Origin of the sequence: Bradyrhizobium sp. HKCCYLS2038 (assembly GCF_051167655.1) — a bacterium.
Classification (GTDB): Bacteria; Pseudomonadota; Alphaproteobacteria; order Rhizobiales; family Xanthobacteraceae; genus Bradyrhizobium.
Genome location: NZ_JBNPTM010000023.1, coordinates 1 through 20632, shown reverse-complemented (window position 1 = coordinate 20632; position 20632 = coordinate 1). Strand labels below are relative to the sequence as shown.

General features: G+C 60.5%; 26 protein-coding genes and 1 pseudogene. 13 read left to right on the top strand and 14 right to left on the bottom strand.

Annotated elements, in window-relative coordinates; translation table 11 throughout:
• From ACQR1I_RS36810 to ACQR1I_RS36790, 5 genes are all read right to left on the bottom strand, one after another.
• Positions 1 to 199, bottom strand: a 199-nt coding sequence (locus ACQR1I_RS36810) for a pentapeptide repeat-containing protein (protein WP_434889015.1), incomplete at its 3' end; no start/stop codon positions are given.
• 31 nt (positions 200 to 230) lie between these two features.
• Positions 231 to 452: a hypothetical protein gene (locus ACQR1I_RS36805; protein WP_434889014.1), complete on the bottom strand. Its 222-nt coding sequence runs from the start codon at positions 450 to 452 to the stop codon at positions 231 to 233.
• Entirely contained in the window at positions 452 to 607 is a 156-nt protein-coding gene (locus tag ACQR1I_RS36800; protein WP_434889013.1) for a hypothetical protein, read from the bottom strand. The genes ACQR1I_RS36805 and ACQR1I_RS36800 overlap by 1 nt, the downstream gene beginning before the upstream one ends.
• Positions 608 to 690: 83 nt before the next feature.
• The gene (locus ACQR1I_RS36795; RefSeq protein ID WP_434889012.1) at positions 691 to 912 is read right to left on the bottom strand and encodes a hypothetical protein; all 222 of its coding nucleotides are present in this window, start codon (positions 910 to 912) and stop codon (positions 691 to 693) included.
• On the bottom strand, positions 912 to 1166 hold the full coding sequence (locus ACQR1I_RS36790) for a hypothetical protein (RefSeq protein WP_434889011.1): 255 nt from the start codon (positions 1164 to 1166) through the stop codon (positions 912 to 914). Before ACQR1I_RS36790 ends, ACQR1I_RS36795 begins: the two co-directional genes overlap by 1 nt.
• A gap of 764 nt (positions 1167 to 1930) precedes the next feature.
• On the opposite strand from ACQR1I_RS36790, the gene ACQR1I_RS36785 reads away from it, so the two are divergent.
• On the top strand, positions 1931 to 2389 hold the full coding sequence (locus tag ACQR1I_RS36785; RefSeq protein ID WP_434889010.1) for a hypothetical protein: 459 nt from the start codon (positions 1931 to 1933) through the stop codon (positions 2387 to 2389).
• Here ACQR1I_RS36785 and ACQR1I_RS36780 read toward each other — a convergent pair.
• The 7 genes from ACQR1I_RS36780 to ACQR1I_RS36750 form a co-directional block, all read right to left on the bottom strand.
• Positions 2386 to 2610 (bottom strand): hypothetical protein, encoded by a 225-nt coding sequence (locus ACQR1I_RS36780; protein ID WP_434889009.1) that lies wholly within the window; start codon positions 2608 to 2610, stop codon positions 2386 to 2388. The two genes, ACQR1I_RS36785 and ACQR1I_RS36780, sit on opposite strands and share 4 nt — an antisense overlap.
• A gap of 56 nt (positions 2611 to 2666) precedes the next feature.
• Entirely contained in the window at positions 2667 to 3536 is an 870-nt protein-coding gene (locus ACQR1I_RS36775; RefSeq protein ID WP_434889008.1) for a hypothetical protein, read from the bottom strand.
• Positions 3537 to 3604: 68 nt separating this feature from the next.
• Complete coding sequence (locus ACQR1I_RS36770; RefSeq protein ID WP_434889007.1) at positions 3605 to 6295, bottom strand: VapE domain-containing protein; 2691 nt, start codon at positions 6293 to 6295, stop codon at positions 3605 to 3607.
• A gap of 2 nt (positions 6296 to 6297) precedes the next feature.
• Positions 6298 to 7722, bottom strand: a complete 1425-nt coding sequence (locus tag ACQR1I_RS36765; RefSeq protein WP_434889006.1) for a DNA methyltransferase — start codon at positions 7720 to 7722, stop codon at positions 6298 to 6300.
• The gene (locus tag ACQR1I_RS36760) at positions 7719 to 7958 is read right to left on the bottom strand and encodes a hypothetical protein (protein ID WP_434889005.1); all 240 of its coding nucleotides are present in this window, start codon (positions 7956 to 7958) and stop codon (positions 7719 to 7721) included. Before ACQR1I_RS36760 ends, ACQR1I_RS36765 begins: the two co-directional genes overlap by 4 nt.
• 175 nt (positions 7959 to 8133) lie before the next feature.
• Entirely contained in the window at positions 8134 to 8928 is a 795-nt protein-coding gene (locus ACQR1I_RS36755; RefSeq protein WP_434889004.1) for a DNA-methyltransferase, read from the bottom strand.
• A 202-nt stretch (positions 8929 to 9130) separates the two neighbouring features.
• Positions 9131 to 9517, bottom strand: coding sequence for an integrase arm-type DNA-binding domain-containing protein (locus ACQR1I_RS36750; RefSeq protein ID WP_434889003.1), 387 nt, complete (start codon positions 9515 to 9517; stop codon positions 9131 to 9133).
• Positions 9518 to 9721: 204 nt separating this feature from the next.
• Between ACQR1I_RS36750 and ACQR1I_RS36745 the strand changes: the two genes are divergently transcribed.
• From ACQR1I_RS36745 to ACQR1I_RS36690, 12 genes and pseudogenes are all read left to right on the top strand, one after another.
• Positions 9722 to 10363: a hypothetical protein gene (locus tag ACQR1I_RS36745; RefSeq protein ID WP_434889002.1), complete on the top strand. Its 642-nt coding sequence runs from the start codon at positions 9722 to 9724 to the stop codon at positions 10361 to 10363.
• A gap of 238 nt (positions 10364 to 10601) precedes the next feature.
• Positions 10602 to 10820, top strand: a complete 219-nt coding sequence (locus tag ACQR1I_RS36740) for a hypothetical protein (RefSeq protein ID WP_434889001.1) — start codon at positions 10602 to 10604, stop codon at positions 10818 to 10820.
• 133 nt (positions 10821 to 10953) lie between these two features.
• Entirely contained in the window at positions 10954 to 11481 is a 528-nt protein-coding gene (locus ACQR1I_RS36735; RefSeq protein ID WP_434889000.1) for an HNH endonuclease, read from the top strand.
• Positions 11478 to 12557 (top strand): DUF2800 domain-containing protein, encoded by a 1080-nt coding sequence (locus ACQR1I_RS36730; protein ID WP_434888999.1) that lies wholly within the window; start codon positions 11478 to 11480, stop codon positions 12555 to 12557. The genes ACQR1I_RS36735 and ACQR1I_RS36730 overlap by 4 nt, the downstream gene beginning before the upstream one ends.
• A gap of 68 nt (positions 12558 to 12625) precedes the next feature.
• The gene (locus tag ACQR1I_RS36725; protein WP_434888998.1) at positions 12626 to 13447 is read left to right on the top strand and encodes an ssDNA-binding protein; all 822 of its coding nucleotides are present in this window, start codon (positions 12626 to 12628) and stop codon (positions 13445 to 13447) included.
• Positions 13448 to 13617: 170 nt separating this feature from the next.
• Positions 13618 to 13977 carry a DUF2493 domain-containing protein gene (locus ACQR1I_RS36720; protein ID WP_434888997.1) on the top strand — a complete coding sequence of 120 codons (360 nt, stop codon included), beginning with the start codon at positions 13618 to 13620 and terminating at the stop codon, positions 13975 to 13977.
• On the top strand, positions 13970 to 15997 hold the full coding sequence (locus tag ACQR1I_RS36715) for a hypothetical protein (protein ID WP_434888996.1): 2028 nt from the start codon (positions 13970 to 13972) through the stop codon (positions 15995 to 15997). The genes ACQR1I_RS36720 and ACQR1I_RS36715 overlap by 8 nt, the downstream gene beginning before the upstream one ends.
• A 31-nt stretch (positions 15998 to 16028) precedes the next feature.
• Positions 16029 to 16880 carry an NUMOD3 domain-containing DNA-binding protein gene (locus ACQR1I_RS36710; RefSeq protein ID WP_434888995.1) on the top strand — a complete coding sequence of 284 codons (852 nt, stop codon included), beginning with the start codon at positions 16029 to 16031 and terminating at the stop codon, positions 16878 to 16880.
• A complete protein-coding gene (locus ACQR1I_RS36705) occupies positions 16864 to 17295 on the top strand; it encodes a hypothetical protein (RefSeq protein ID WP_434888994.1) in 432 nt (143 codons plus the stop codon). Before ACQR1I_RS36710 ends, ACQR1I_RS36705 begins: the two co-directional genes overlap by 17 nt.
• A gap of 56 nt (positions 17296 to 17351) precedes the next feature.
• Positions 17352 to 18008 (top strand): annotated as a pseudogene (gene ctrA, locus ACQR1I_RS36700) (response regulator transcription factor CtrA); the annotation flags it as partial.
• Between the two features lie 110 nt (positions 18009 to 18118).
• Positions 18119 to 18676 carry a hypothetical protein gene (locus ACQR1I_RS36695; protein WP_434888993.1) on the top strand — a complete coding sequence of 186 codons (558 nt, stop codon included), beginning with the start codon at positions 18119 to 18121 and terminating at the stop codon, positions 18674 to 18676.
• Between the two features lie 178 nt (positions 18677 to 18854).
• Positions 18855 to 19964: a site-specific integrase gene (locus tag ACQR1I_RS36690; protein WP_434888992.1), complete on the top strand. Its 1110-nt coding sequence runs from the start codon at positions 18855 to 18857 to the stop codon at positions 19962 to 19964.
• Here the strand turns inward: ACQR1I_RS36690 and ACQR1I_RS36685 are convergent.
• Positions 19961 to 20140 carry a hypothetical protein gene (locus ACQR1I_RS36685; protein ID WP_434888991.1) on the bottom strand — a complete coding sequence of 60 codons (180 nt, stop codon included), beginning with the start codon at positions 20138 to 20140 and terminating at the stop codon, positions 19961 to 19963. The two genes, ACQR1I_RS36690 and ACQR1I_RS36685, sit on opposite strands and share 4 nt — an antisense overlap.
• 36 nt (positions 20141 to 20176) lie before the next feature.
• Positions 20177 to 20410 (bottom strand): hypothetical protein, encoded by a 234-nt coding sequence (locus ACQR1I_RS36680; protein ID WP_434888990.1) that lies wholly within the window; start codon positions 20408 to 20410, stop codon positions 20177 to 20179.
• Positions 20411 to 20632 lie beyond the last annotated feature (222 nt).

Genomic DNA, 20632 nt, shown 5'->3' with positions numbered 1-20632 from the left:
ACAGGTTCGCGCCGTACAGGTCCGCGCCGGACAGGTTCGCGCCGTACAGGTCCGCGCCGGACAGGTTCGCGCCGGACTTGATGGCCCATCGCACAGCAAGACCAATCTTGACGCTCGGCAACGCATCGTCAGAACATTCAATCTCAGCAGTGAACTGCACAGCGCCCGTGAGGCGGTTCAGAACGTCAAACTTGACCATGGTTTCTTTCTCCTGGTTGATGATTTGCAGACTATTCGCTTCGAATGTTGATTGTCAACAAAGAATAAATCGGTTCTCCCGCCACGGTCACCGCGTCGCCGTCCTCGGTTTCGAGGCATCCCACGGCATCCTCGGGCACCCCGTGCTCGTGCGCGACGGTCTCGACGATCCAGCCCCACACGTCGCCGCCGGGAAGGAAACCGGCCGATGCCCACGGGCGGCCGTCGAGATGGGTCAGGGTTACGGTGCGCATTACTGCGCCGACTTCGCCGCAAGAAACTTCACTGCCTCGCTGGCCAGGTAGGGAAGATGCGCAATAATGCGATCCTCGGACCAACCAGCCGCTTGAAGTTGAGCGACACCGGCCTCGACGAGCTGTTTAGCATTCCGGATGGCGGCGTTCTGCATGTCCGTGTCCTCGGTTCGTGTTGATGCAGTCACCCTAACTGCGCATATGTTGACTGTCAACATAAAAGTGAGACAGCAGTGAACTATTTTCGCAACGGTACCGGGCAGGGCGGAAACATCAACGCGAACGCTTCATCAACGCTCTTTCCGTCGAGCAGGGCGCGCAGCATCGCCTCACGGTTCTGTTCGGTGCCGCCACCGGCCGCGACAACACGCAACCACGCCGCGCGCCATTCAGCTTTCTGCGCCTCGGTGGTCGCGCGCCGCGCCTTTGCGGCGATCCTATCGCGGGCGGACTTGGCCATTAGGCAGCCGCCGAAGCGAGCGCGCGGAGGATAACATCGCGCTCGAGAAAACCACCGTGCTTAACGATCCAGGTCTGGTTGCAGGTGTCGCGCTTGATCAGCTTGTGCTTGGTGTAGACGTTCAGCACCTTGTAAGCGTCCGCCTCGGACACGCCCGCGATGCGAACCACCTGCGCCGCGAAATTGATATCGCAGTTCGCCAGGCGCTCGGCAAAAGCCTTGGTGCCGGTGATGGTCTCGCGGGTCTTGGTCATTGGTCCGTCTCCGTCTTTGATGCACTCACCCTAGTCGGGCCAATGTTGATTGTCAACATAAATGTGAGCTAATCGGCAATAAAACTGGAAAACCCCGCCTTTTGAGGGGCGGGGCTTTGCGCAGGCGACAGGATGCGACCTCGGGTGTATCTCTTTGACGCCCTTTGCGTTGGGCTGACCTCAATCTCACCGCGGCCCGTCTTATGGTTCGAATGTACGGGCGCGTATGGTGATTGTCAACATAAATTTGCTCCCGAACCGCGAACCGCCGCGGTTCTTGGTGCGGTTCTGGCGCAAGCCATTCATTTTCCAAGTGTTTTGCTTCTTTACTAACTAGAACTCTATCTTCAGTCCAAAAAGTGTAAGAGAAGATTCGAAAAAGTCCATGCAGTTGCATGTAAATTGTAAGAGAAAGCGTTTTAGTGCCAGGAAAGTTTGAGAAGGGGGGTCAGCGCGGTTCGATGTAGTAAACGCCAAAAACAGCAATGATCACAATAACATCTGCGAGAACCGCACAAATAGGTTGGCGGAACCCCCGCGGATCCCGGTTCGCGCTTTGCGGCATATTTGAGGCATTTGCGTGTCATTGTGTTCCAATTCAGGCCGAATTGTGTCGAATAACCGAGAACTGGAACTGCGAACCGTTGGAACTTTCTGTTTTTCCGTACCGAATAACTGAGAACTCCAGCGGTTCTGCGGTTATTCCGAAGTTGACCGGTTCTCAGTTCTCTGTCATATGTTGAAAATCAACAGTGGAGCAAATCATGTTGCGCAAATTCTTGAGGTTCGTCGACGCCAATGCGCCTGCCGAAGCGGTGAGCATCCGAGCGCTCGCAAAGCGGTTCGTCGACGAGTGTTCTCGCACCGATGTCGATCCGAACGATTCGATCAAGATGACCGCGTTTCTCGGCACCATTCGTCCAGGCTATGTCACGGCACGCGACGCCGCGAAGCAGATCGGCAAAGAAACGATGCACGATCGACTGCGGCACCTGCAGACGGCCGATGTCATGCGGCGATTGGGCTTCGAGCGTGGAAACGTTGTGATTGGCGGCGTCAAGACCAAAATTTGGCTACGTGGCTGGACCGGCAGCAACCTCACCCGTGCCATTGCGAGCGGTACGTTCCCGGATCTGCTAGGACCGCCAAAGTCCATGCAAGTGCATGAATATCCGCCGGCCCCGCCTATTCCGTCCGTTTCGTTCCCACCGCCGCCCTGCTAACGGAGCGACCGCAGCAGCCGCTCGTCACGGGAAACGGGCGGCTGTGCTTCAAACGCCGATCGCAGACGCAAGATGGTCTCGCAATCCTTGCGATCGTTGGGTGCACAATAGCGCTCGGCAGCCGACACGGGCGGTTTTGCCGGCTCCTGGTAATTGACCAGCGCCGCGAGCCCGGCAAGGCAAGCGACGATCCAGATGGTGGCGAACAGGGCGTTGCGCATGCCTTATGAGAGCACGCGCCGAGCCGATGGTCAATGTGTGGTAGGCTAAGGCGGCACTAGGCCGCCGCTACCTGCTCGAGGATGCGCGCCTTGGTTGGGCGAGAGAAGAACCCAAACTTTTCGTCCTTGTCAGACGACTTGATTGTCGCGTTGAACTCGACTTGCTGGCCGCGCTTCAAATCGGCTAGCAGGTTCGACGGAACAGATCCCCACACTTTCCAACCGTCCGCGTGCTGCACGAGCATACGGATCGGTCCGCAGTCGCCGCGGTCATAGTCCGGAACGCGGATGGTGATGACCGTCCCGCGGATGGTGACGCGCTTGTCACTGACCGGCAACGGCGCCGCTGCAGCGTGTTCGGCCGCACGGGCAGCCATACGATCGGCGCGGGTTTCGATATTGTTCAACAGCTTGCGAACGAACGCGATTTGCTTGTCGCTGATCGATCCGTATTTGACCAGCTTCATCACGATTTCACAGATGATTTCTTCCTCGCGTCCGGCCGGTGAGCCGTTGACGTCCCAAATATCGTAAGCCTTTGCGATCCCGGCATCAGTCAGCACCGCCTTAGCCTTGGTCTTACCCTTCGCCTGCTCGCGCGCGTCACGTACAACCTTGCGGAAGGCGTCCCAATCGCCGCAATCGAGCTTGTCGGCGCAATCCTGACCGACGCGGATGTATTCATTCGAGGGGACGTGATGGAACAGCGCCGTATACATCGCTGCAGCGCCGCAGACATTGCAGGTGCCGCCGTGCTCGTGCGTCGCGCGCTTGCCGCCGGTCCGCTCCATATGACAAGCGATGAGGCGGCGCTGCTCACCGAGATAGATAGCGTCGCCCATCGATTCGACCTTGATGTATTCGAAAGCGACGAAATGATAGTCGGTCGGGTTGATAGCGGAAGGGCGGTGAATGTCGTTGCGCATGATGTTCGCTCCTGTTTCGGTGCGCTCACCCTAGCAGCCGTATGTTTATTGTCAACATAAATTTGAGGTCAACGCCTCGGAAGTGGAATCGGTGGTGCCGGCAGCGCAGCGCCGAGCGCCGGCCGCAGCACGACGCGCGGTCCGCCGTTCGCCTGCACATCGACCTGATATTGCGGCAACCGATTCGGGATGTCCTTTGGCGGCACTTCGCCGCGCGCCCGATACCAGATTTTGACCTTCTCTTTGCCGCCGAACCTAGACAGTGAAGTTTCCTCGTATCCGAGCCGATACATCACGGTCCGCACGACCTGCGTGAGATTCTTGCGGCCGGCGGCGTCGCACAGCCGCACAAGATCCGCCTTGGTGACGAACGCCTCGACGTCGGCGCCGAACCAATCGTCGAACAGCACCTCAATGTCGGACGCCTGGCGCGCGTGCTCCTGATGATGCCCCATCACTTCGTACATGGTCGGCGGCAGCTCGAACCGCTCGCCGCGCGTCTGCATCGCCGCCGCCTCGCCGACCAGTTGCCGGATGTCCCGCGCGAACGCCTCAAGGTCGATCGCCTGGCGCACATGCACCGGCAGAAAGCGCCGGTTGCCGGTCGGATCGGTCAACGGCTGGTCGTCGTTCGTGGTGCCAATGAAGATGTTCCGGCGCTTGCGCTTCGTTACGGCGCGCGCGTAGGCGGTCCGGCCTTCGTCCTTCGGTCGCGAGATCATCGCCTTGACGTGCGCGACGTTGGTATTGCTGCGCGTGCCCATTTCTCCAATCTCGGCGACCAGCACGCCCGCGAGCGACAGCACTAGTTCCTTGGCGGCGTCGCCGAACATCACATTGTCGGTGAAGTTGCGCCCGAGCCCGGCCTTGATGCCGGCAAGCGACGTCTGTCCCATATCGGCGAGCACCGCGGCGAGCGTGCTCTTGCTGCTGCCCTGGACACCGTACAGAACAGGCATGAAATCGAACTTGCAACCCGGCACGCGGGCGCGGAGAACCATGCCGCCGATTGTGAGAATGCCAATCCAGCGATGCACATCGTCAGCCGGAGCGCCGCAATAGCGCGTGAGCCATGAGGCGAGCCGCGGCGTGCCGTCCCATTCCGATTCGAGCGTCGCGAGATGATCTAGGATTGGGTCGACTTCGTATTTGCGCGATTCGGTGATCAGCGTTTCCCAAAGGAAATCTTTGCCGGGCCGAAAACGCGTCTTGGTCCGCCGCGATCGGGTGAGGAGCTTGGCAATCACGGTGTCGTCGACGTAGGTCCATTCGGGCCATCGAAACTCCGGATCGGTGCCGCCCTGGATTTCCATTTGCTCGAGCCACGCATTCCAGCGGACTTGCAGCGACAGCACGCCGAGCAGCACGACTACGTTGTCCGGGTTGTCCGACTGGATCTCGCCCTTGCTGTCATACTCCCATTTGTCCTGCGTGACGGTGACGCGCTCGACAGCTTCCTGTAGCGCCGCGGAGGCGAGCCGCACGCGCCGATCGTCGAGCTTGTGCCCGGCCAGGCGCAGCCGACGGCACACCGACTCGAACACGTCCGGATGCAACTGATGCAGCACCGCGAGCGGGTCGTTCACGCGGGACGGCTTGAACTTGGGCGCATCGGCGAGCGCAAAGACGCGCGCGACGCATTCCGTCATGATGGAGTAGAGACCGTGACCCGCCATCGTTTCGGGCAGCGTCGGGAAGTCAGGATTGAGCGGCACGCCCGGCGCGTCGGTGGTCACGGTCAGGAATTCTTCGAGCAGCGGCGTGGCGAGGCGTGTCAATTCCTCCTGGCCGGCGAGCATGGGCACAGCGCCCGGCAGCGCGGCGCCGGCGCCCGCTGCGATCTGCGCCACGACGCCACCAAACATCGCCTGCGCGCTGCGGCCGATTGAGCCCTTCCACCCGAGTTTGTGTGCGCGCTGCATGAACGAAAGCAGGGTCACGCTGTGCGAATCGGGCTCGGTGGCAAACGATTCCCATTTGCTCGCCGCGGTGTCCGGCGTCACGGTCTGGTCATGGCACAGCGACCAGAGATCGAACCCGGCGTCGCCGAATTCGAGCTTGAGCGCCATGCCGATATGCAGCCAATCCTCATAGGATGTGAACTGCTCGCGCTCATTGAGCCATTCCAGCAGCGTGGCCGTGCCGGCCGGATCCAGCGAGCCCGGCGGCGTGGTGGTAGCGCGGACCGGCGCAGGCTTGCGGGTGCAGTGCTCGACGAGCGCGGCCGGCGCAGGGTAGGGCGCGGCGTCGGAGAGCAACTGATAGTGGCCGGACTCTTCGCCCTTGGCGGTGCCGTCGTAATAACTGCCCGCGGCGACCACATAGCCGATGCAGCGAACGTTGATGTGCGACTTGATTGCGTCCGGTTGGCGCAGTGTCGAGGGGTCGAGGTCGGCGGGGACGGCGAACAGGACATGCCAGCCGCCGCGCGCCGATCGAACATGCGGCATGGCGACCGGAATTTGCCACTCGGCGCACAGCCCGCACCACAGCGCCCACGCCGCGTCAATGCCGATCTTGGTGTCAATATCGACCACGATCAGCCGCGAGGCGAAAGCGACGAGCCCGAAATTGCAGCCCGGATGCTCGGCAGACCAGGCGGCCCATTGTGCCGGGTCGGATGAGTGGTGCTTTTTGAAACTGCCGGCGGCCCCATCGACGGACCAAAACGCGGCGTTGCCTGGCGCTTTGCTGCCCGCCGGAATCGGGAATAAGGCGCATTTGTGGCGCGCGTAGTAGTCGAGCGGCGCGGTGGTCACTGTCATGCGGGGAACAACTCAGTGAGCAGGCGGCGAGCCTCGTGATCGGCGGCAATCTGCGCGTCAAGGCTATTGCCGAGTCGCCGCTTGATATCGGTCACGTATTCGTCCTCGCGCTCGCACAGGATCGCTCGAAAGCCGGCCCGCACCGCCGCGGCGCCGGTCGTGCCCGAGCCCGCGAACGGGTCTAATATGACGCCCTGTGGAGGCGTGATCAGCTTGGCCAGCCATTCCATGAGGCTGATCGGCTTGACGGTCGGATGCTTGCTGCCGGCGCGATCGGCTTTCGACGCCTTGGCGCTGTAGAAGAATCTGGCGGCAGAGCCGGAGTCGCTGTACTCGGCGCCCGTCTGCGTCATGCCCCAACCTTCGCCAGCGGCTGCGCCGCGCGGCTTTCCAATACGACTCGGCGCGGTGGTCGGAAACGCCGCAATCACTTCGTCCGACCCGTCGTGAACCACGTTGGCGGGCCATCTGCCTGCAGCATTCCCGGCAACCGGTTCGGTACGAGTTCCATCAATCCCCTTGGCGACGCTGAAAGTGTTACCGCCAGCACCGTTCGGGTACGAATAGGGTGTTTCACCTTCTGCGAGACCTACCCGACACGCATCAATATTCAGCGCGCCCGTACCCCATCGCAGCACGTTCGCCGCAACCGTGCCTTCTGACAGCGGCTTGCGCGCGAGCACGATCGGCTCAAACGCGGGCTTCAGCGCGGTGCCCCATCCTTCCCACTCGGCGGCGGCAGCGGTGTGCCCGCCCGTGCGCAACGCGCCAGAATGACCAAGGCCGATAACCGTTTCGTCGCCGCGCCGATCAAGCGCAACCCCGATCAATTCCCGTTCGTCGGTACTATAGCCAAGCAACTTGGCCAGTTTTGCGCGGTATTTATCAGAAGGAACAAGCCATTCAATCGCCGCGCCGGTAGCGCGTGCGCGTCCTTCTTCCCAATCACGGACACTGGAGACTGTGCATCCGATTGCAGCCGCCAGACCTTCTCGCGACACGCCAGCCGCTTCGCGTCGCTCACGTAATAACGCAGCCTGATCGCGGGGCGAGATACCACCGGCCCTATCAATCCCCTTACTGACATCATGCGATTTCGGAAAGCCCGTTCCGTAAATCCACATCAGCGAATCGCGGATCTCAAAGCCCGCATCTTCGATCGCGCAGGCCATGCGATGATAAGTTCGCGATGCGCTGAACGCGGCGAGGTGCCCGCCCGGCTTCAAGACCCGCAGCACTTCTGCCCATAGCGCCGGGTCGTTGGCGATGCCCGTGTCGTCCCAGCCCTTGCCCATGAAGTTGAGTTCGTAAGGCGGATCGCACGGCACCGCGTCGATCGAATTGTCAGGCAGCGACCGGAGCGCATCGCGGCAATCGGCGTGAAACAGTGTCACGCCGTTCGGGAGACTGATGCGGGTCATGTCGATTCCCGCTGCTGCATTGTCAGGCCGGAAATCAGGACTTGCTCGCCGAGGCGCAGTTTGGCCCTAGTTTCGTCGTCAAGCGTGCTCGACAACACCCACTGTTCGCGGAGCGTCTTGTGTCGCTTGTCCACGTCGAACAGTTTGACCTCGCCGTTCGAATAGAGCCGCGCATAGGTCGACACGACCCTTTCGGGGGCGAACTGCTTAGATTGGAAAATGACGATTCGGGTCATGAGCGCACCCTATGCGTCGCGCCGAGCGCGCAGCGCGGTCCGCCATCATTCTCCGGTCGACCACATGCGCACACCATCGGTGCGGACGGCGGAGGCACCGGGCAGGGCGGGATCGGGAACAGGGCGCATTTGTGGCGCGCGTAATAGTCGAGTGGCGCGACTTGCACGGGATGGCTCATGCGGGGAACAACTCGGCCAACAGGCGGCGGGCTTCGCGATCGGCGTCAAGAACGGCCAGGATGTGCGCGAACGGATCTGGCTGCTCGGCGCCGATTCGCCGTTGGCAGATCGCGAAATATCCCGGGTCGCGTTCGATGCCGATGAAACGTCGTCCGGTGTTGCGCGCGGCGACTCCCGTCGTTCCCGATCCCATGCAGTTGTCGAGCACGAGATCGCCGGGGTTCGTATACGTCCGGATGAGGTATTCCATCAGCGCGACGGGCTTTTGTGTGGGGTGTACCGGATTGCCCTCGCTACCTACCGGCAAAATTGACGTCGGATAGCCGGTGAATTCCTGCAGCGCGTCGCGATCGGATTTACCGTAATTCGTACCGTTTCCGCCGCCACCCTTGCGGATGGTTGGAACAAGTTTCCGCGCGAGTCCTTGCGGATTGTAAGTCGGCTGACGACGGTAAAACACGAGCACGTTTTCGTGCGCCTTCATCGGCTGCAGTTTCGCGTTCAGATGCCCGGTAGCGCGGCTCTTTTGCCAGATCCATTCGTATTTCATGAATTCAAGGCACGACGCGCCGAGCAACTTGTCGAATGGAGGCTGTGCTGTCAGCACAATCGCGGCGCTCGGCTTCGCGATGCGCCAATACTCCGCCCAAAGCCGGTCGAGCGGAATCACGCTGTCCCATTTGTTCTGCGTCGTCCCATATGGCAGATCGCAAAGGATCAAGTCCACGCTCGCCGCCGGCAGCGTCGGCATGATGTCGAGGCAGTCGCCATTGAACAGTTGGGCAATCATGAGCGCGCCTTATGCGTGGCACCGAGCCGACAGCGCACGCCGTCCATCTCGGCTTTGCCGCACGCGCAGATCGCAGGCGGAGGCACCGGGCAGGGTGGAAGCGGAACGGGGCAAGGGGGAAGCATGGGAGGCGCAGTATGGGAGCGCCAATGTAAAAAGTCAACATTGAAACGAAAAGCGCCGATCGGCGCTAGATGTAGTATCAGGGTCGCCAGCGCGTGCCGCGTTCCTTCAATTCCTTGATGAGCCGGCGGTGCAATCCGTCTTGCGGGTCGATCCCCTTCGCGGCAAGCGCCTTGATGGTCTTGGTCAGTTCGCGGGCATCGTCGAGGCTGATATGGTCGGCCGCCTTCGGATCCATGACGCCGAGCTTCAAAAACGGCCGCTGGTCGCCGAGATGATACGACGCGTGATAGGTGACGTTGCCGTCTTTGGTGATGATCGCGCGGAGACCGGTCACCAGGTCGTCGGAAATAGTCGTCCGATCCAGCGCGAACCGCCGGCTTTTCAGATCCTTGGCCATTGCCGCTAGATTTGACTCCGTGAAAACGGACTCCTCTAGAGATTGCAGCGTCTTGCGTTTCGCCACGGTCTTATTTCTCCCGCCTCTAATACCAATTGCCCGGAAATTAACGGGAGAAATGGTGTTGTCAATAAGATTTTGAGTTGAAAGACAACATTTTTTGTTTCACGCGCGAGGAACGATTCGCGTCGCTGTGGCGAATTTATGTTGACAATCGTCATTGCGTGTTTACTTTGCGCATTGTTGCAACCTCCTAACAAGGGACTAATCATGACCCTCAGGGTGACTTTCAAGCGATCGTCGGTGGAAGCGGAAAGCGAATTCGGCAGCCTCAAGGAACTGGCCGGCTACATCGAATCCGAGTCCGCGCTGCTCTCCAAGATCTTCGGCGAAGACATGGAGATCGTCGCGCGCGGCCTGCTCGGCGGCGACGGCGCCACCCCCGCGGCGGCGAACGATGAGGCGACCGGCACCGACAGCGAGAAGCGCAAGCCCGGCCGCCCGAAGAAGAACCAGCCCGAACCGGCCACCGCGACCGCCCCGCCGCCGGCCTCGATCCCGGGTGCGGCTCCGGACACCACGCCCGGCCCGAACGGCGTGCCGGCCTTCCTGGATCGCACCGGCCAGACTGCCGCCGCTCCGCCCCCGCCGCCCGCACCGCCCGCACCGCCTGCGCCTCCGCCGGCCCCGGTCGTGCCGCCGTCCGGCATTCTCGCCGGCAAGGTGATTGCGTCGCTCGAGGCGCGCGCCGCGGGCTCGGACGACAACAAGAAGGCGCTCGTCGGGTGGCTGTCGGCCCCGCCGTTCATGGTCGTGTCGGCCGGCGCCGATTGGGAGGGCACCATTGCGGCGATCCGCCTGATGAACGACGAGCGACTCGCCGGCGTGGCCACGGCGCTGCAGATCGCCTGATCGGGCTGGGGTGCGAACGGGCGGGGTAATTCGGCCCCGCCCGACTGCAAACTAATAGGGGTGGTGTCATGCAAATTGAACTGACAAAAAGTAACTACGTGTGGAAGCGCGGCGAGGTTTTGAACGTCGAACGCGTTGTTCCGCACGGAGGCTATACCGATGATAGTCATCAGTATGTCGTCAGACACGATGGACGCGAAATCTTCATCGGGTCCGGTTGGGCGCGTGAGGTATGGCCATGCTAATCAGCGTCATCGTCACGCTCTGTCTCGCTGCCGCACCCGAGACCTGCATCGAACGCACCGTCACCGATGAAGCGACGATGATGCAGTGCAGTGGCGCCATGGCCGCGCAGGTGTTGCCGGCATGGATGGCAGAGAACGGCTACACGGCGCGCGGATATCGCCTCGCGAAGTGGGGATGTGTTCCAGGCGGATTTCGAAAGGTGCGCGCATGAAAACTCTCGAACGACTTGGCGCGATCACCATCGCGGTTATCGTCGTCGGACTGCTTTGGGCCGGCGCGGGGACCGCGATCCGCTGGTGGTCCGATTTGCCGCCGATCTGTGCGAGCATTGGGGGAGGTTGCCGATGACGTCTGCCGCGACGAGACGCATTGAGAAAGAACGGTTGATGACAGCCGACCGTGTGCGCGAGATGCTGCACTACGATCGATCAACCGGAACGTTTCGTTGGCGTGCGTCTCGTCGTGGGTTGAACGCAGGCGATATTGCCGGTCGAACGTCAGGCGCCGGTTACTGGCAAATTTGTATTGATAAAATGTATTTCTACGCGCACCGCCTTGCATGGCTTTACGTCACGGGCGAATGGCCTCGCAGCGAGATCGATCATCACGATTTGAACAAACGAAACAACGCTTTCGACAATCTCCGAGTCGCAGAACACGTTCAAAATCAAGGGAATCGCGCTGCAAACCGCGAAAACAGAACGGGCTTCAAAGGGGTGAGATGGCACAAAGGCGTGGGCAAGTGGCAAGCACGAATCAGCGTCGACAGTAAGTCACAGCATCTCGGATATTTTGAACAGAAATCCGATGCGGCGGAAGCGTACCGCATAGCTGCCGAAAAGAAATTCGGACAATTTGCGAGGATGTCATGAGTCTCCACACGGACCCTAATGCGCAACATGCTATCTATAGTCCTAGCAGCGCACATCGGTGGGTTAACTGCACTGCGAGCGCGGAAGCAATCGCTAGGTTGCCTGAACAGGAAGAAGGTGAAGCCGCAGTGGAAGGCACCGCAGCTCATGAGGAATTGGAACGATGTCTGAATGACTCTGTGTCGGTGGATCCCGATCATTTCGCCGCCTATGGTGTTGCGCTTGCAATCTCGTTTGTTCGTCAATTGCCTCCGGGAACGCTTTGGGTTGAACAGCGCGTTGCGCTCACCGATCAGATTTGGGGTCGTTGTGATGTCGCGCACTGGCACCCCGAGACCGGTGTTCTGACCATCGTCGATCTGAAGAATGGAGTTGTCGGCGTCGACGCGGAGGAGAACGAACAACTCCGCATCTATGCGGCGGCGTCGATGTTCACGCACAAGCTGCCGGTGAAATGGGTGCGCTACGCGGTGGTGCAGCCAAACGATTTCCGACCGGTGCCGCGCGTCAAGCAATGGGTCGAGCCGGTCGAATCGCTCTACGCTTGGGCGGAGAAGGTCGCCGCGATCCCCCGCGGGCCGAAGTCGTTCGTCGCCGGCGAGCAATGCACTTATTGCCCGTTGTTCGGCCGATGCGATGCGAGCCGCGACATGCTTGCGCAGATCGGCGCGCTCGTCGCCGGCCTGATGACTGCTGACCAGGTGCCGCCCGAGCAATGGGCGCTGTTCATGAACTGCAAAAAGCCGATCGTCGATGCGTTCAAGAATGCCGAAAAGGCGTGGCAGAAAATCGCCCTGGTCAAGGGATCGGCGCCGGAAGGCACCAAGATCGTCAAGGCCGAAGGCAACTTGACCTGGACTGATCCGGTTGCGGCGCGCGCACTCGTTGTGAGCAAGCTCGGCGTCGACGCGCTGGATCTGCCGACCGCCACGCAGGCGATCGAACGCGGCATCCCGGAAGCGGAGGTCAAGGCGATTGCCACCCGTCCGGATAACGGTCCGGTCCTGGCGCTCGCCTCGGACAAGCGCAAGCCGTGGGCGCCTCGGACCGCGCAGGAGATGTTCGGACCGAAGTAAATGTTGACAATCTGCAACCATGTTGTAAATTAACAAAACTGAAAGCCTTCGAAAACTAGGAACCTCAGATGCCCCACAAAACGGCTCGTTCGGACTACATCGCGACTCCCGTGATCCGCGGCGCTTATTTCTATATCCACGAGAAGCGCACCAAGGATGGCAACGGCCAGGCAATCCCCGCCGAAAAGCAGCGTCATGAATTCGTCGGTCTCGTTCCGAAGCTCAACAACGACTCGATGCAGTGCCCGAACTACAAGATTTTCTCTGATCTCGCCATGCAGGCCATCAGCCGTTGCACCGATTTCGGCGGCCAATTTCCGGCCGGCGGCAATTGGCCGATCCAGGACGGCGACAATCCTGCGAAGCTCGCGAAGTCGCCATGGCGGGCCGGATGCTGGATCGTCAAGTTCAGCGCCAATTTCGCTCCCAAGGTCTGCGTGAGGCAGAACGGGACGGACATGGAGATTCCGGCGCGCCGTGTCGGCATGCAGGACATGTACAAGGGCGGCGATTATTGCATCGTCTCGACGAACGCGTTCACCTACGACGACCGCGCGAAGGGCGTGAAATTCAACTTCGACGGCATCCTGTTCGTCGGTGTCGGCGAGGCGATTGGCACCGCGGCGCGCTCGGTGCAGCAGATGTTCGGCGGATCGACCGCAACGCCGCAGCCCGCTCCGGCTCCCGCACCTTCCTACGCTCCGCAATATGCCCCACCGCCGGTCGCCGCCGCTCCGGCTGGTCTGCCTCCGATGCCCGCCGCAGCGCCCGCACCGGCTCCGCAGTATGCCCCGCCGCCGGTCGCCGCTGCCCCGGCTGCGCCCGTCTATGCCCCGCCGCCGATCCCCGGCGCGGCGCCGGCCGGTCTGCCGCCCATCCCGGGCCGGTAGACTTCACGAGATCCGGCGGGCGTCGAGGTAAGTCTCGCGTGCGGCGCCCGCCGCGACTTTTCCGGGAGGTCGCTGGATTGCGCCGGCAGATATGTCGAGAGGGTTCGATTCCCTCGCGGGAAAGTGCGGTTCGAGTCCGCAGCCTCCCAACCGTTTTCCAGGGGTGATCAATGCACCGAGTTCTCGTCTGCGGCGGTCGTGACTTCAGCGACGCGGGTTACCTGTTCGTTGTGTTGGACCACTACCAGCGCGAGGCTAGCGGGTTCGAGTGCATCATTCAGGGTTGCGCGCGAGGCGCCGATACGCTTGCAGGCGAATACGGCGATGCTCGGGGCATCTATGTGCTGCCATTCCCGGCCGATTGGGAACGCGACGGCCGCGCCGCCGGCCCGATCCGCAACGGTCGCATGCTGCGCGAGGGGCGGCCGACTCTCGTGATCGCGTTCCCGGGCGGGCGCGGGACAGCCGACATGATACACCAGGCGCGCGCGGCCGGCGTTCCGGTCTTGGAGATCCCTGCGCGTGTTTGAACGCCCGCCGCGCATCCCGATCACGCTCGACGATTTACATCAAGCTGTCGTTTTTGACATTGAAACGATATGTAACTGCTTCAGCATTCACGTTCAGCCGCTATTCGGCGATTGGGAAGCCACGTTCGAGATCAGCGAGTTCCGCGACGATCGGCGCGAACTCCTCGCATGGTTCGAGCACTGGCGAGCGCACCGCGTGCCGATGATTTCGTTCAACGGACTCGCGTTCGACTATCCCATCTTGCACTTCATCTGGCAAAATCCCGGCTGCACCGTTTGGGATATTTACGAAAAGGCGCAGGAGCAGATTCACGACCGAACCATGTTCAAGATGGTTTGGGAGAGTGAGCGGTTTGCGCCGCAGATCGACCTTTTGAAGCTGTGGCACTTCGATAATAAGGCCCGCATGACCAGCCTCAAGGCGCTCGAGATCAACATGCGCTCCGAGACGGTTATGGAAATGCCGTTGCCGTTCGACGAGCCGATCGCGGCTTGGAATGTCGACTCGGTTCTGATTCCCTACAATCGCCACGACGTCAAGGAAACGAAGCGGTTCGCGCTGATCTCGCTCGACGCAATCAAGTTCCGCATCGAACTACAGGACATTCTCGACGGCGACGTTCTCAACTGGTCTGACTCCAAGATCGGATCAAAGATCCTCGAACAGCGTCTCGGCGACGATGTTTGTTACGAGTGGGTCGACGGTCGCAGGCAGAAGCGCCAAACGCGCCGGCACCGCGTCGCATTCTCCGAGATCATTTTTCCCTACATCCGATTCGATCACCCCGAGTTCAACCGCGTCCTAGATTGGATGCGCGGCCAGGCGATCACGGAAGACGAGATCACCGGCAAGCTCAAGACCAAGGGCGTTTTCACCGACGTCTGCGCGACCGTCGGCGGTTTCGATTTCCATTTCGGTATGGGCGGCATTCACGGATGCGTGCCGGCGCAGATCGTGCGTGCCGACGCAGAGACGATGATTCGCGACATCGACGTTGCGGGTCTCTATCCGGCTATCGCGATCGTCAATCGCCTCTACCCGGAACACCTCGGCGAGCGATTTGTTTTCGAGTACGCACAGCTGCCCGTCGAGCGCGCCAAATACAAGAAAGGAACGCCGCGGTCGAACGCGTTCAAGCTCGCTGCGAATGGCACCTACGGCAACAGCAACAGCGAGCACTCGATTTTCTACGACACGCGCTTGACCATGGCGATTACCATCAACGGGCAGTTCCTGCTCTGCATGCTCGCCGAATGGCTGCTGACGGTGCCCACGGTGCGGCTGCTGCAGGCGAACACGGACGGCATAACCTACACCATCCGCCGTGACATGCTGCCGCGCGCCGTCGAGATTGAGGCGGCATGGCAAGCTTACACGCGTCTCGTGCTTGAAGACGTCGAATATTCGGCAATGTGGATTGGCGACGTCAACAACTACGTGGCGCAGGCGACCTCCGGAAAGCTCAAGCTCAAGGGTCGGTTCTGGTACCCTGTGAATTTTCCAGACGACATCAGCAACGCGAGCCCGCCCGCCTGGCACAAGGATCTCTCGGCGCTGATCACCATCAAGGCCGCGGTCGACCACATGACCAGGGGCGTTCCCATCGCGCAGACGATTCACGAGTGCGACGACCCGCACCTGTTCATGCTGCGGGAGAAAATCAAGCGATCGGATAAGCTCTACATCGGTGACACTGAGGTGCAACGAACGCTGCGCTACTATATCGCCCGCGACGGCGCACCGCTGCGCAAGGTGATGCCGCCGAAGGGGCCGGCGGGGCACTACAAGCGCAAGAACGGCATTGGTGATTCGCTTTATTACTCGGTGTTGCAAACGCTGCCGCCCGACACGCACGACCCGCGAATCCACACGGCGAACAAGTCTCGGTATGAGATCCGCGAGCAGGGGTTACAGGCCGGCTATTTGGTGGCGGACTGCTGCCGCGCGTCGGACTTCGATTGGAACCGGGTGAACTATGACTGGTACGAAAAAGAAGCGGAAAAACTAGTCATTCGTTGACACGACGAGGCGCAATGTTTATTGTAAACAAATGCCTCGCCGATCAAACGTTCTCCCGACAACAATCTACTGGCTGATTGATATTCGGCCGGAAACGGTTGCCTCCGGGTGGCCCTCGGGATACCCGTTTTATTGCGGCAAAACCGTTAACGAGCCGCGCAAACGGCTGATTGCCCACTTTTCATCGGCACGGAAATTCCCGAACAAACCAGTTTCTCAATGGCTCACCGCATGCGGTGAGAGTTACGTCCAAGTCAAAATAGTAGAGATTGTGCCTACCGATGGGGACTGGCGAGCACGCGAACGATTCTGGATTCAGTCATTAAGATTACTTTACCCGAAAACAGCAAACGTTGCGGACGGTGGGTCTGGCACTCCCGGCATGGTTCACTCTGATGAGGCGCGAGCAAAGATCAGCGCCGCTCAGAAAGGAAGAAAACTTTCCGCAGAGTGGTGTGCGAAAATTAGTAGAGCACACAAGGGTAGACTGATCTCGTCGGAGCAAAGGGCAAAGATCAGCGCGACTTTGAAAGGGCAAGAAATCCCCGTCGAGACGCGAACCAAGATCAGTCAAGCTTTGAGAGGTCGAGCACGATCCGCCGAACATTCTGCAAAGATTGGGGCGGCACACAAGGGGAAGATAATCACAGTCGAACAGCGAGCCAAGATTAGCGCCACCCTGGCAGGTAGAGAGTTGTCAGCAGAGCATCGTGCAAAATTGAGCGCAGCGCACAAAGGTAAAAGTCTTTCGGCAGAATCGCGCGCCAAAGTAAGCGCAGCGCGAAAGGGTAAACCGCAGTCAGCCGAGCATAGAGCCAATTGGAAAGCAGCAATGCTTGCACGCAGAGAACGTTTGAGGGTGTCAAGTGCCGCAACCGAGTGAGTTTCAGATCCAGAGAGCATTTTTCCAGTGGTTAGTTGGATGGCCCGACAAACAAGGTGTTCCTACGAAGTCGCCAGCGTTGATTCCGGGTGTGGTGTGTTGGCATACACCTAATGGTGGGACACGCAATGCGATTGAAGGCAAACGACTAAAGGAGTCTGGAGTCGCTGCAGGAATCCACGATCTTTTGTTTCTGCGCCCGACCCGATTCGCAGAAGGCACGTTTGGATTGCTGTTCGGAATGGAGTGGAAAAAGCCAGGTGGTCTGCAGCCTCCCGAGCGGCAGTTGTCACCGGCTCAACGCGAGATGCACCCGCGACTAATGCGCGCCGGCATGGCTGCTACGGTCGTGGTCGACAATCTCGCCGAGGCGAAAGCGTGGTGCATCCGGCACGCCTTGGCGATTGAATGTTGACAATCAACATACGCGCGCGCAACCTCTCGTTAGGCATAGGGCAGGGAGATCGGACGATGCGGGTTCTGTTGGTCGAAGACGATGCGGCGGTCGCACAGTCGATCGAAATGATGCTGAAGTCGGAAAGCTTCAACGTCTACGTGACCGACGAAGGCGCGGATGGCGTCGACCTCGCCAAGATGTACGACTACGATATCGTGCTGCAAGACTTGAACCTGCCCGATATGTCCGGCTTCGACTGCATTAAGCAAATCCGTGCAGCAAAAATCCGCACGCCAATCCTGATCATTTCCGGTCTGCACGGCATTGAGGACAAGGTGCGCGGTCTCGCGCTTGGCGCCGACGACTATCTGACCAAACCATTCCACAAAGACGAGTTGGTCGCGCGCATCCACGCTATTGTGCGTCGATCGCGCGGGCATGCGGCGAACCGTGTCACCGTCGGTAACGTGACGATCAATTTCGACACCAAGCGCGTCGAGGTGAACGGCCAAGACGTCGCGCTGACCGGCAAGGAATATTCCATGCTGGAACTGCTCGTTCTGCGCAGGGGCGTAACGGTGACCAAGGAAATGTTCCTCAATCACATGTACGGCGGGATGGACGAGCCCGATGTCAAGATCATCGACGTGTTTATCTGCAAGCTTCGCAAAAAGCTTCCGCCGAACACGATCGGGACGGTGTGGGGCCGGGGCTACTATCTCGCCGAGCCGCCAAGCGCGGTAGGAGGTGAGAGCGTGCGCGACTTCGTGGGGATTTCGTCAGACGACGATCGTTTGATGAGCACGAACCAGCCGATCAGACACGCAGGGGCGATCTGACCATGACGTTTCAGAGGCGTGTTTTGAATTGGTTGATGGCTTGTTTTTCGCAGGAGATCTGCCGCGACACCACCGAGCGCAATCACCGATTTCTTGAGGAAGCGCTCGAACTGGTGCAATCGACCGGTTGCACGCGCAGCGAAGCGCACCAACTCGTCGACTACGTGTTCGGTCGACCTGTGGGCGATCCATTTCAAGAAGTCGGCGGCGTGGCAATCACCTTTTCGGCGTTGTGCTCATGCATTGACATTGACCACGACGACGCCGGTGAGGCGGAATTAGCTCGCATCTCTGCTCCCGAGATCATGGAGAAGATCCGCGCAAAGCAGGCGGACAAGCCAAAACATTCGCCGTTGCCGATGGTCGAATCTTCCGCGACTGGTTGGGCAGCCTGGCACCCGACCAAAGGGTTCTTCGACGAGTTCGAGCCCGACGGGCCGATCGCCTCCGCGTCGCTCGACGGCGCCGCGCGCCGGGTGCGGACGCTGAACAGCGACGAGGGCACCAACAACCGGAACGGCTGGCGCGCGGTCAAGGTGCGGATTGAGCGGGTGCTGTGACCACTCCCGGCCCCGACACGCCTCTGCGCCTCGCTTCCGCCGCGGAGATCGCCTTTCCCGGCGGCGGCATGACCGCCAGCGGTCTGCGGAAAGAAGCGGCGCGAGGTCGACTTGTGATTGAGCGGGTCGCCGGGAAAGACTATACCACCTTGTCCGCAATTGCCAGGATGAGGGAACTGTGCCGCGTCGAGCCAAAGGTCCGCGATTCTGGTTGCGCCCGGCACGATACGACACCGCCGGCAAACTCACCCATGAGCCCGCTTGGCTTATCCTCGACGGAACTAAGCAGCACGCGACTCGACTTGGCATTGGCGCGAGTGAGCGCGAAAAGGACGAAGCGCTAAAGGTCTATCTGGCGCAAAAGACTGCACCGACCGTCGGATCGCGCGACCCGTCACAGATCGACGTCAACGACGTCTTGGCAAAATACGTCACCGACAAAGATCCACCTTACGAGACGCTGCTGCGGATCAAGGCGCTCCGCAAGTTTTGGGGCGACAAAAAGCTGTCCGAGGTGATCGGCGATACCTGCCGCGAATATGCGGCGACCAGGACGGCCGGCGCCGCTCGGCGCGAGCTTGAGGACTTCCGGGCCGCGATCAATCACCACCGCCGCGAAGGACTGCACGACCGAATTGTCTCGGTGGTGCTGCCCGAAAAATCTAGACCCAAAGAGGACTATCTCGAGCGCGGCGAGGCCGCGGCGCTGATCTGGCACGCCTGGCGCTATCGCGAGCAGCAGAACCTCCGGGCGACCGATCGCGCGACCCGAAAGCACGTCGCCCGGTTCATGGTTGTGGCGCGGTACATGGGCAGCCGCGCCGGGGTGATCTGCGAGGCGTCGCTCGAGCCGCGCCGACCGAACGATCGGGCATGGGTCAACCTCAAGACCGGAATGTTCTATGCCCTCCCGCCGGGGCAGGCGCAGTCAAAGAAGCGCCGGCAGTTGGTTCGGGTGCCGGGGCCGCTCCTGGCGCACCTGCGCCGCTGGCAAGCGCGCGGGCAGCGCTACGTGGTCGAATGGAACGGGGAGCCGGTGGCGAAGGTCCGGAAGGCGCATGACGCCGCCGTGGCGGCCTGCCAGGGCGTTCTAGGCCGACACGTCTCGCCGCACATCTGGCGGCACACCGTCGCTACGTGGCTCATGCAGGGCGGCGGCGAGCCGTTCAAGATCGCCGGGTTTCTGGCAATGTCCGTCGAGACGCTGGTCAGGGTCTACGGTCATCACCACCCCGACCACTCGGCAGACGTGCACGAGACGATTCGGAAGAAGCGACGGGCGGCTTAGGAGCGTTTGACTGCAATCAGGCAATGGCGCAGATGGTCCAACCAAGCTTCGGCAGACATCTGGCCGACGTATTGGCCGTTCAGTCGCAGCGTATACATGCCCGATCGGTAGTTTGCTTCCATGCCGAGAGCCTTGGCGATCTCGACGACCTTTGAATTTGCTTCGTGAGCGTTCATGCTGGTGTTTCCTGGTTGAGCTGTGCGGCGGGCGGCTTAGTCTGCCACCCTCGGCGAAACCAGCACGTAGCCGTTTCGGAGCGTCTTAAACGAAACGCGGGTTCTCCGGGTCGAAGGATTTCCGAGACAATCCGTCAGCGTGATGGCATGTGCCTTTTCACCCTCAATTGCGGTGATCTTGATGGTGCGGTATTCTTGCCGACCTTCGTTTAAACCGTCGAAGTAAGTATCGCGATAGATTTGGCCGATTTCAATGTTGGTAGTTACCATGGCGGCGCTCCGTTGTTGATGCGCTCACCCTACAGCCATTATGCAAATTGTCAACATAATTTTGAGGTCGATTTGCCAAGTGTCCGCCAATGAAAAGCCGGAACGAAACGCGGTCAAACGAGATCAATCGTCGTCAAAAACGTAGCGATTTCAACGGATGCAACCAGCGCCGCAGCGTTCGGGACGCAGGGGTCGCAGGTTCGAATCCTGCCGCTCCGACCA

Bases quoted from the DNA above. Each gene is read 5' to 3' on its own strand.
- ACQR1I_RS36805 (WP_434889014.1), bottom strand. From the start codon at position 452: ATGCGCACCGTAACCCTGACCCATCTCGACGGCCGCCCGTGGGCATCG.
- ACQR1I_RS36800 (WP_434889013.1), bottom strand. From the start codon at position 607: ATGCAGAACGCCGCCATCCGGAATGCTAAACAGCTCGTCGAGGCCGGT.
- ACQR1I_RS36795 (WP_434889012.1), bottom strand. From the start codon at position 912: ATGGCCAAGTCCGCCCGCGATAGGATCGCCGCAAAGGCGCGGCGCGCG.
- ACQR1I_RS36790 (WP_434889011.1), bottom strand. From the start codon at position 1,166: ATGACCAAGACCCGCGAGACCATCACCGGCACCAAGGCTTTTGCCGAG.
- ACQR1I_RS36785 (WP_434889010.1), top strand. From the start codon at position 1,931: ATGTTGCGCAAATTCTTGAGGTTCGTCGACGCCAATGCGCCTGCCGAA.
- ACQR1I_RS36780 (WP_434889009.1), bottom strand. From the start codon at position 2,610: ATGCGCAACGCCCTGTTCGCCACCATCTGGATCGTCGCTTGCCTTGCC.
- ACQR1I_RS36775 (WP_434889008.1), bottom strand. From the start codon at position 3,536: ATGCGCAACGACATTCACCGCCCTTCCGCTATCAACCCGACCGACTAT.
- ACQR1I_RS36765 (WP_434889006.1), bottom strand. From the start codon at position 7,722: ATGACCCGCATCAGTCTCCCGAACGGCGTGACACTGTTTCACGCCGAT.
- ACQR1I_RS36760 (WP_434889005.1), bottom strand. From the start codon at position 7,958: ATGACCCGAATCGTCATTTTCCAATCTAAGCAGTTCGCCCCCGAAAGG.
- ACQR1I_RS36755 (WP_434889004.1), bottom strand. From the start codon at position 8,928: ATGATTGCCCAACTGTTCAATGGCGACTGCCTCGACATCATGCCGACG.
- ACQR1I_RS36745 (WP_434889002.1), top strand. From the start codon at position 9,722: ATGACCCTCAGGGTGACTTTCAAGCGATCGTCGGTGGAAGCGGAAAGC.
- ACQR1I_RS36740 (WP_434889001.1), top strand. From the start codon at position 10,602: ATGCTAATCAGCGTCATCGTCACGCTCTGTCTCGCTGCCGCACCCGAG.
- ACQR1I_RS36735 (WP_434889000.1), top strand. From the start codon at position 10,954: ATGACGTCTGCCGCGACGAGACGCATTGAGAAAGAACGGTTGATGACA.
- ACQR1I_RS36730 (WP_434888999.1), top strand. From the start codon at position 11,478: ATGAGTCTCCACACGGACCCTAATGCGCAACATGCTATCTATAGTCCT.
- ACQR1I_RS36725 (WP_434888998.1), top strand. From the start codon at position 12,626: ATGCCCCACAAAACGGCTCGTTCGGACTACATCGCGACTCCCGTGATC.
- ACQR1I_RS36720 (WP_434888997.1), top strand. From the start codon at position 13,618: ATGCACCGAGTTCTCGTCTGCGGCGGTCGTGACTTCAGCGACGCGGGT.
- ACQR1I_RS36710 (WP_434888995.1), top strand. From the start codon at position 16,029: ATGCCTCGCCGATCAAACGTTCTCCCGACAACAATCTACTGGCTGATT.
- ACQR1I_RS36695 (WP_434888993.1), top strand. From the start codon at position 18,119: ATGACGTTTCAGAGGCGTGTTTTGAATTGGTTGATGGCTTGTTTTTCG.
- ACQR1I_RS36685 (WP_434888991.1), bottom strand. From the start codon at position 20,140: ATGAACGCTCACGAAGCAAATTCAAAGGTCGTCGAGATCGCCAAGGCT.
- ACQR1I_RS36680 (WP_434888990.1), bottom strand. From the start codon at position 20,410: ATGGTAACTACCAACATTGAAATCGGCCAAATCTATCGCGATACTTAC.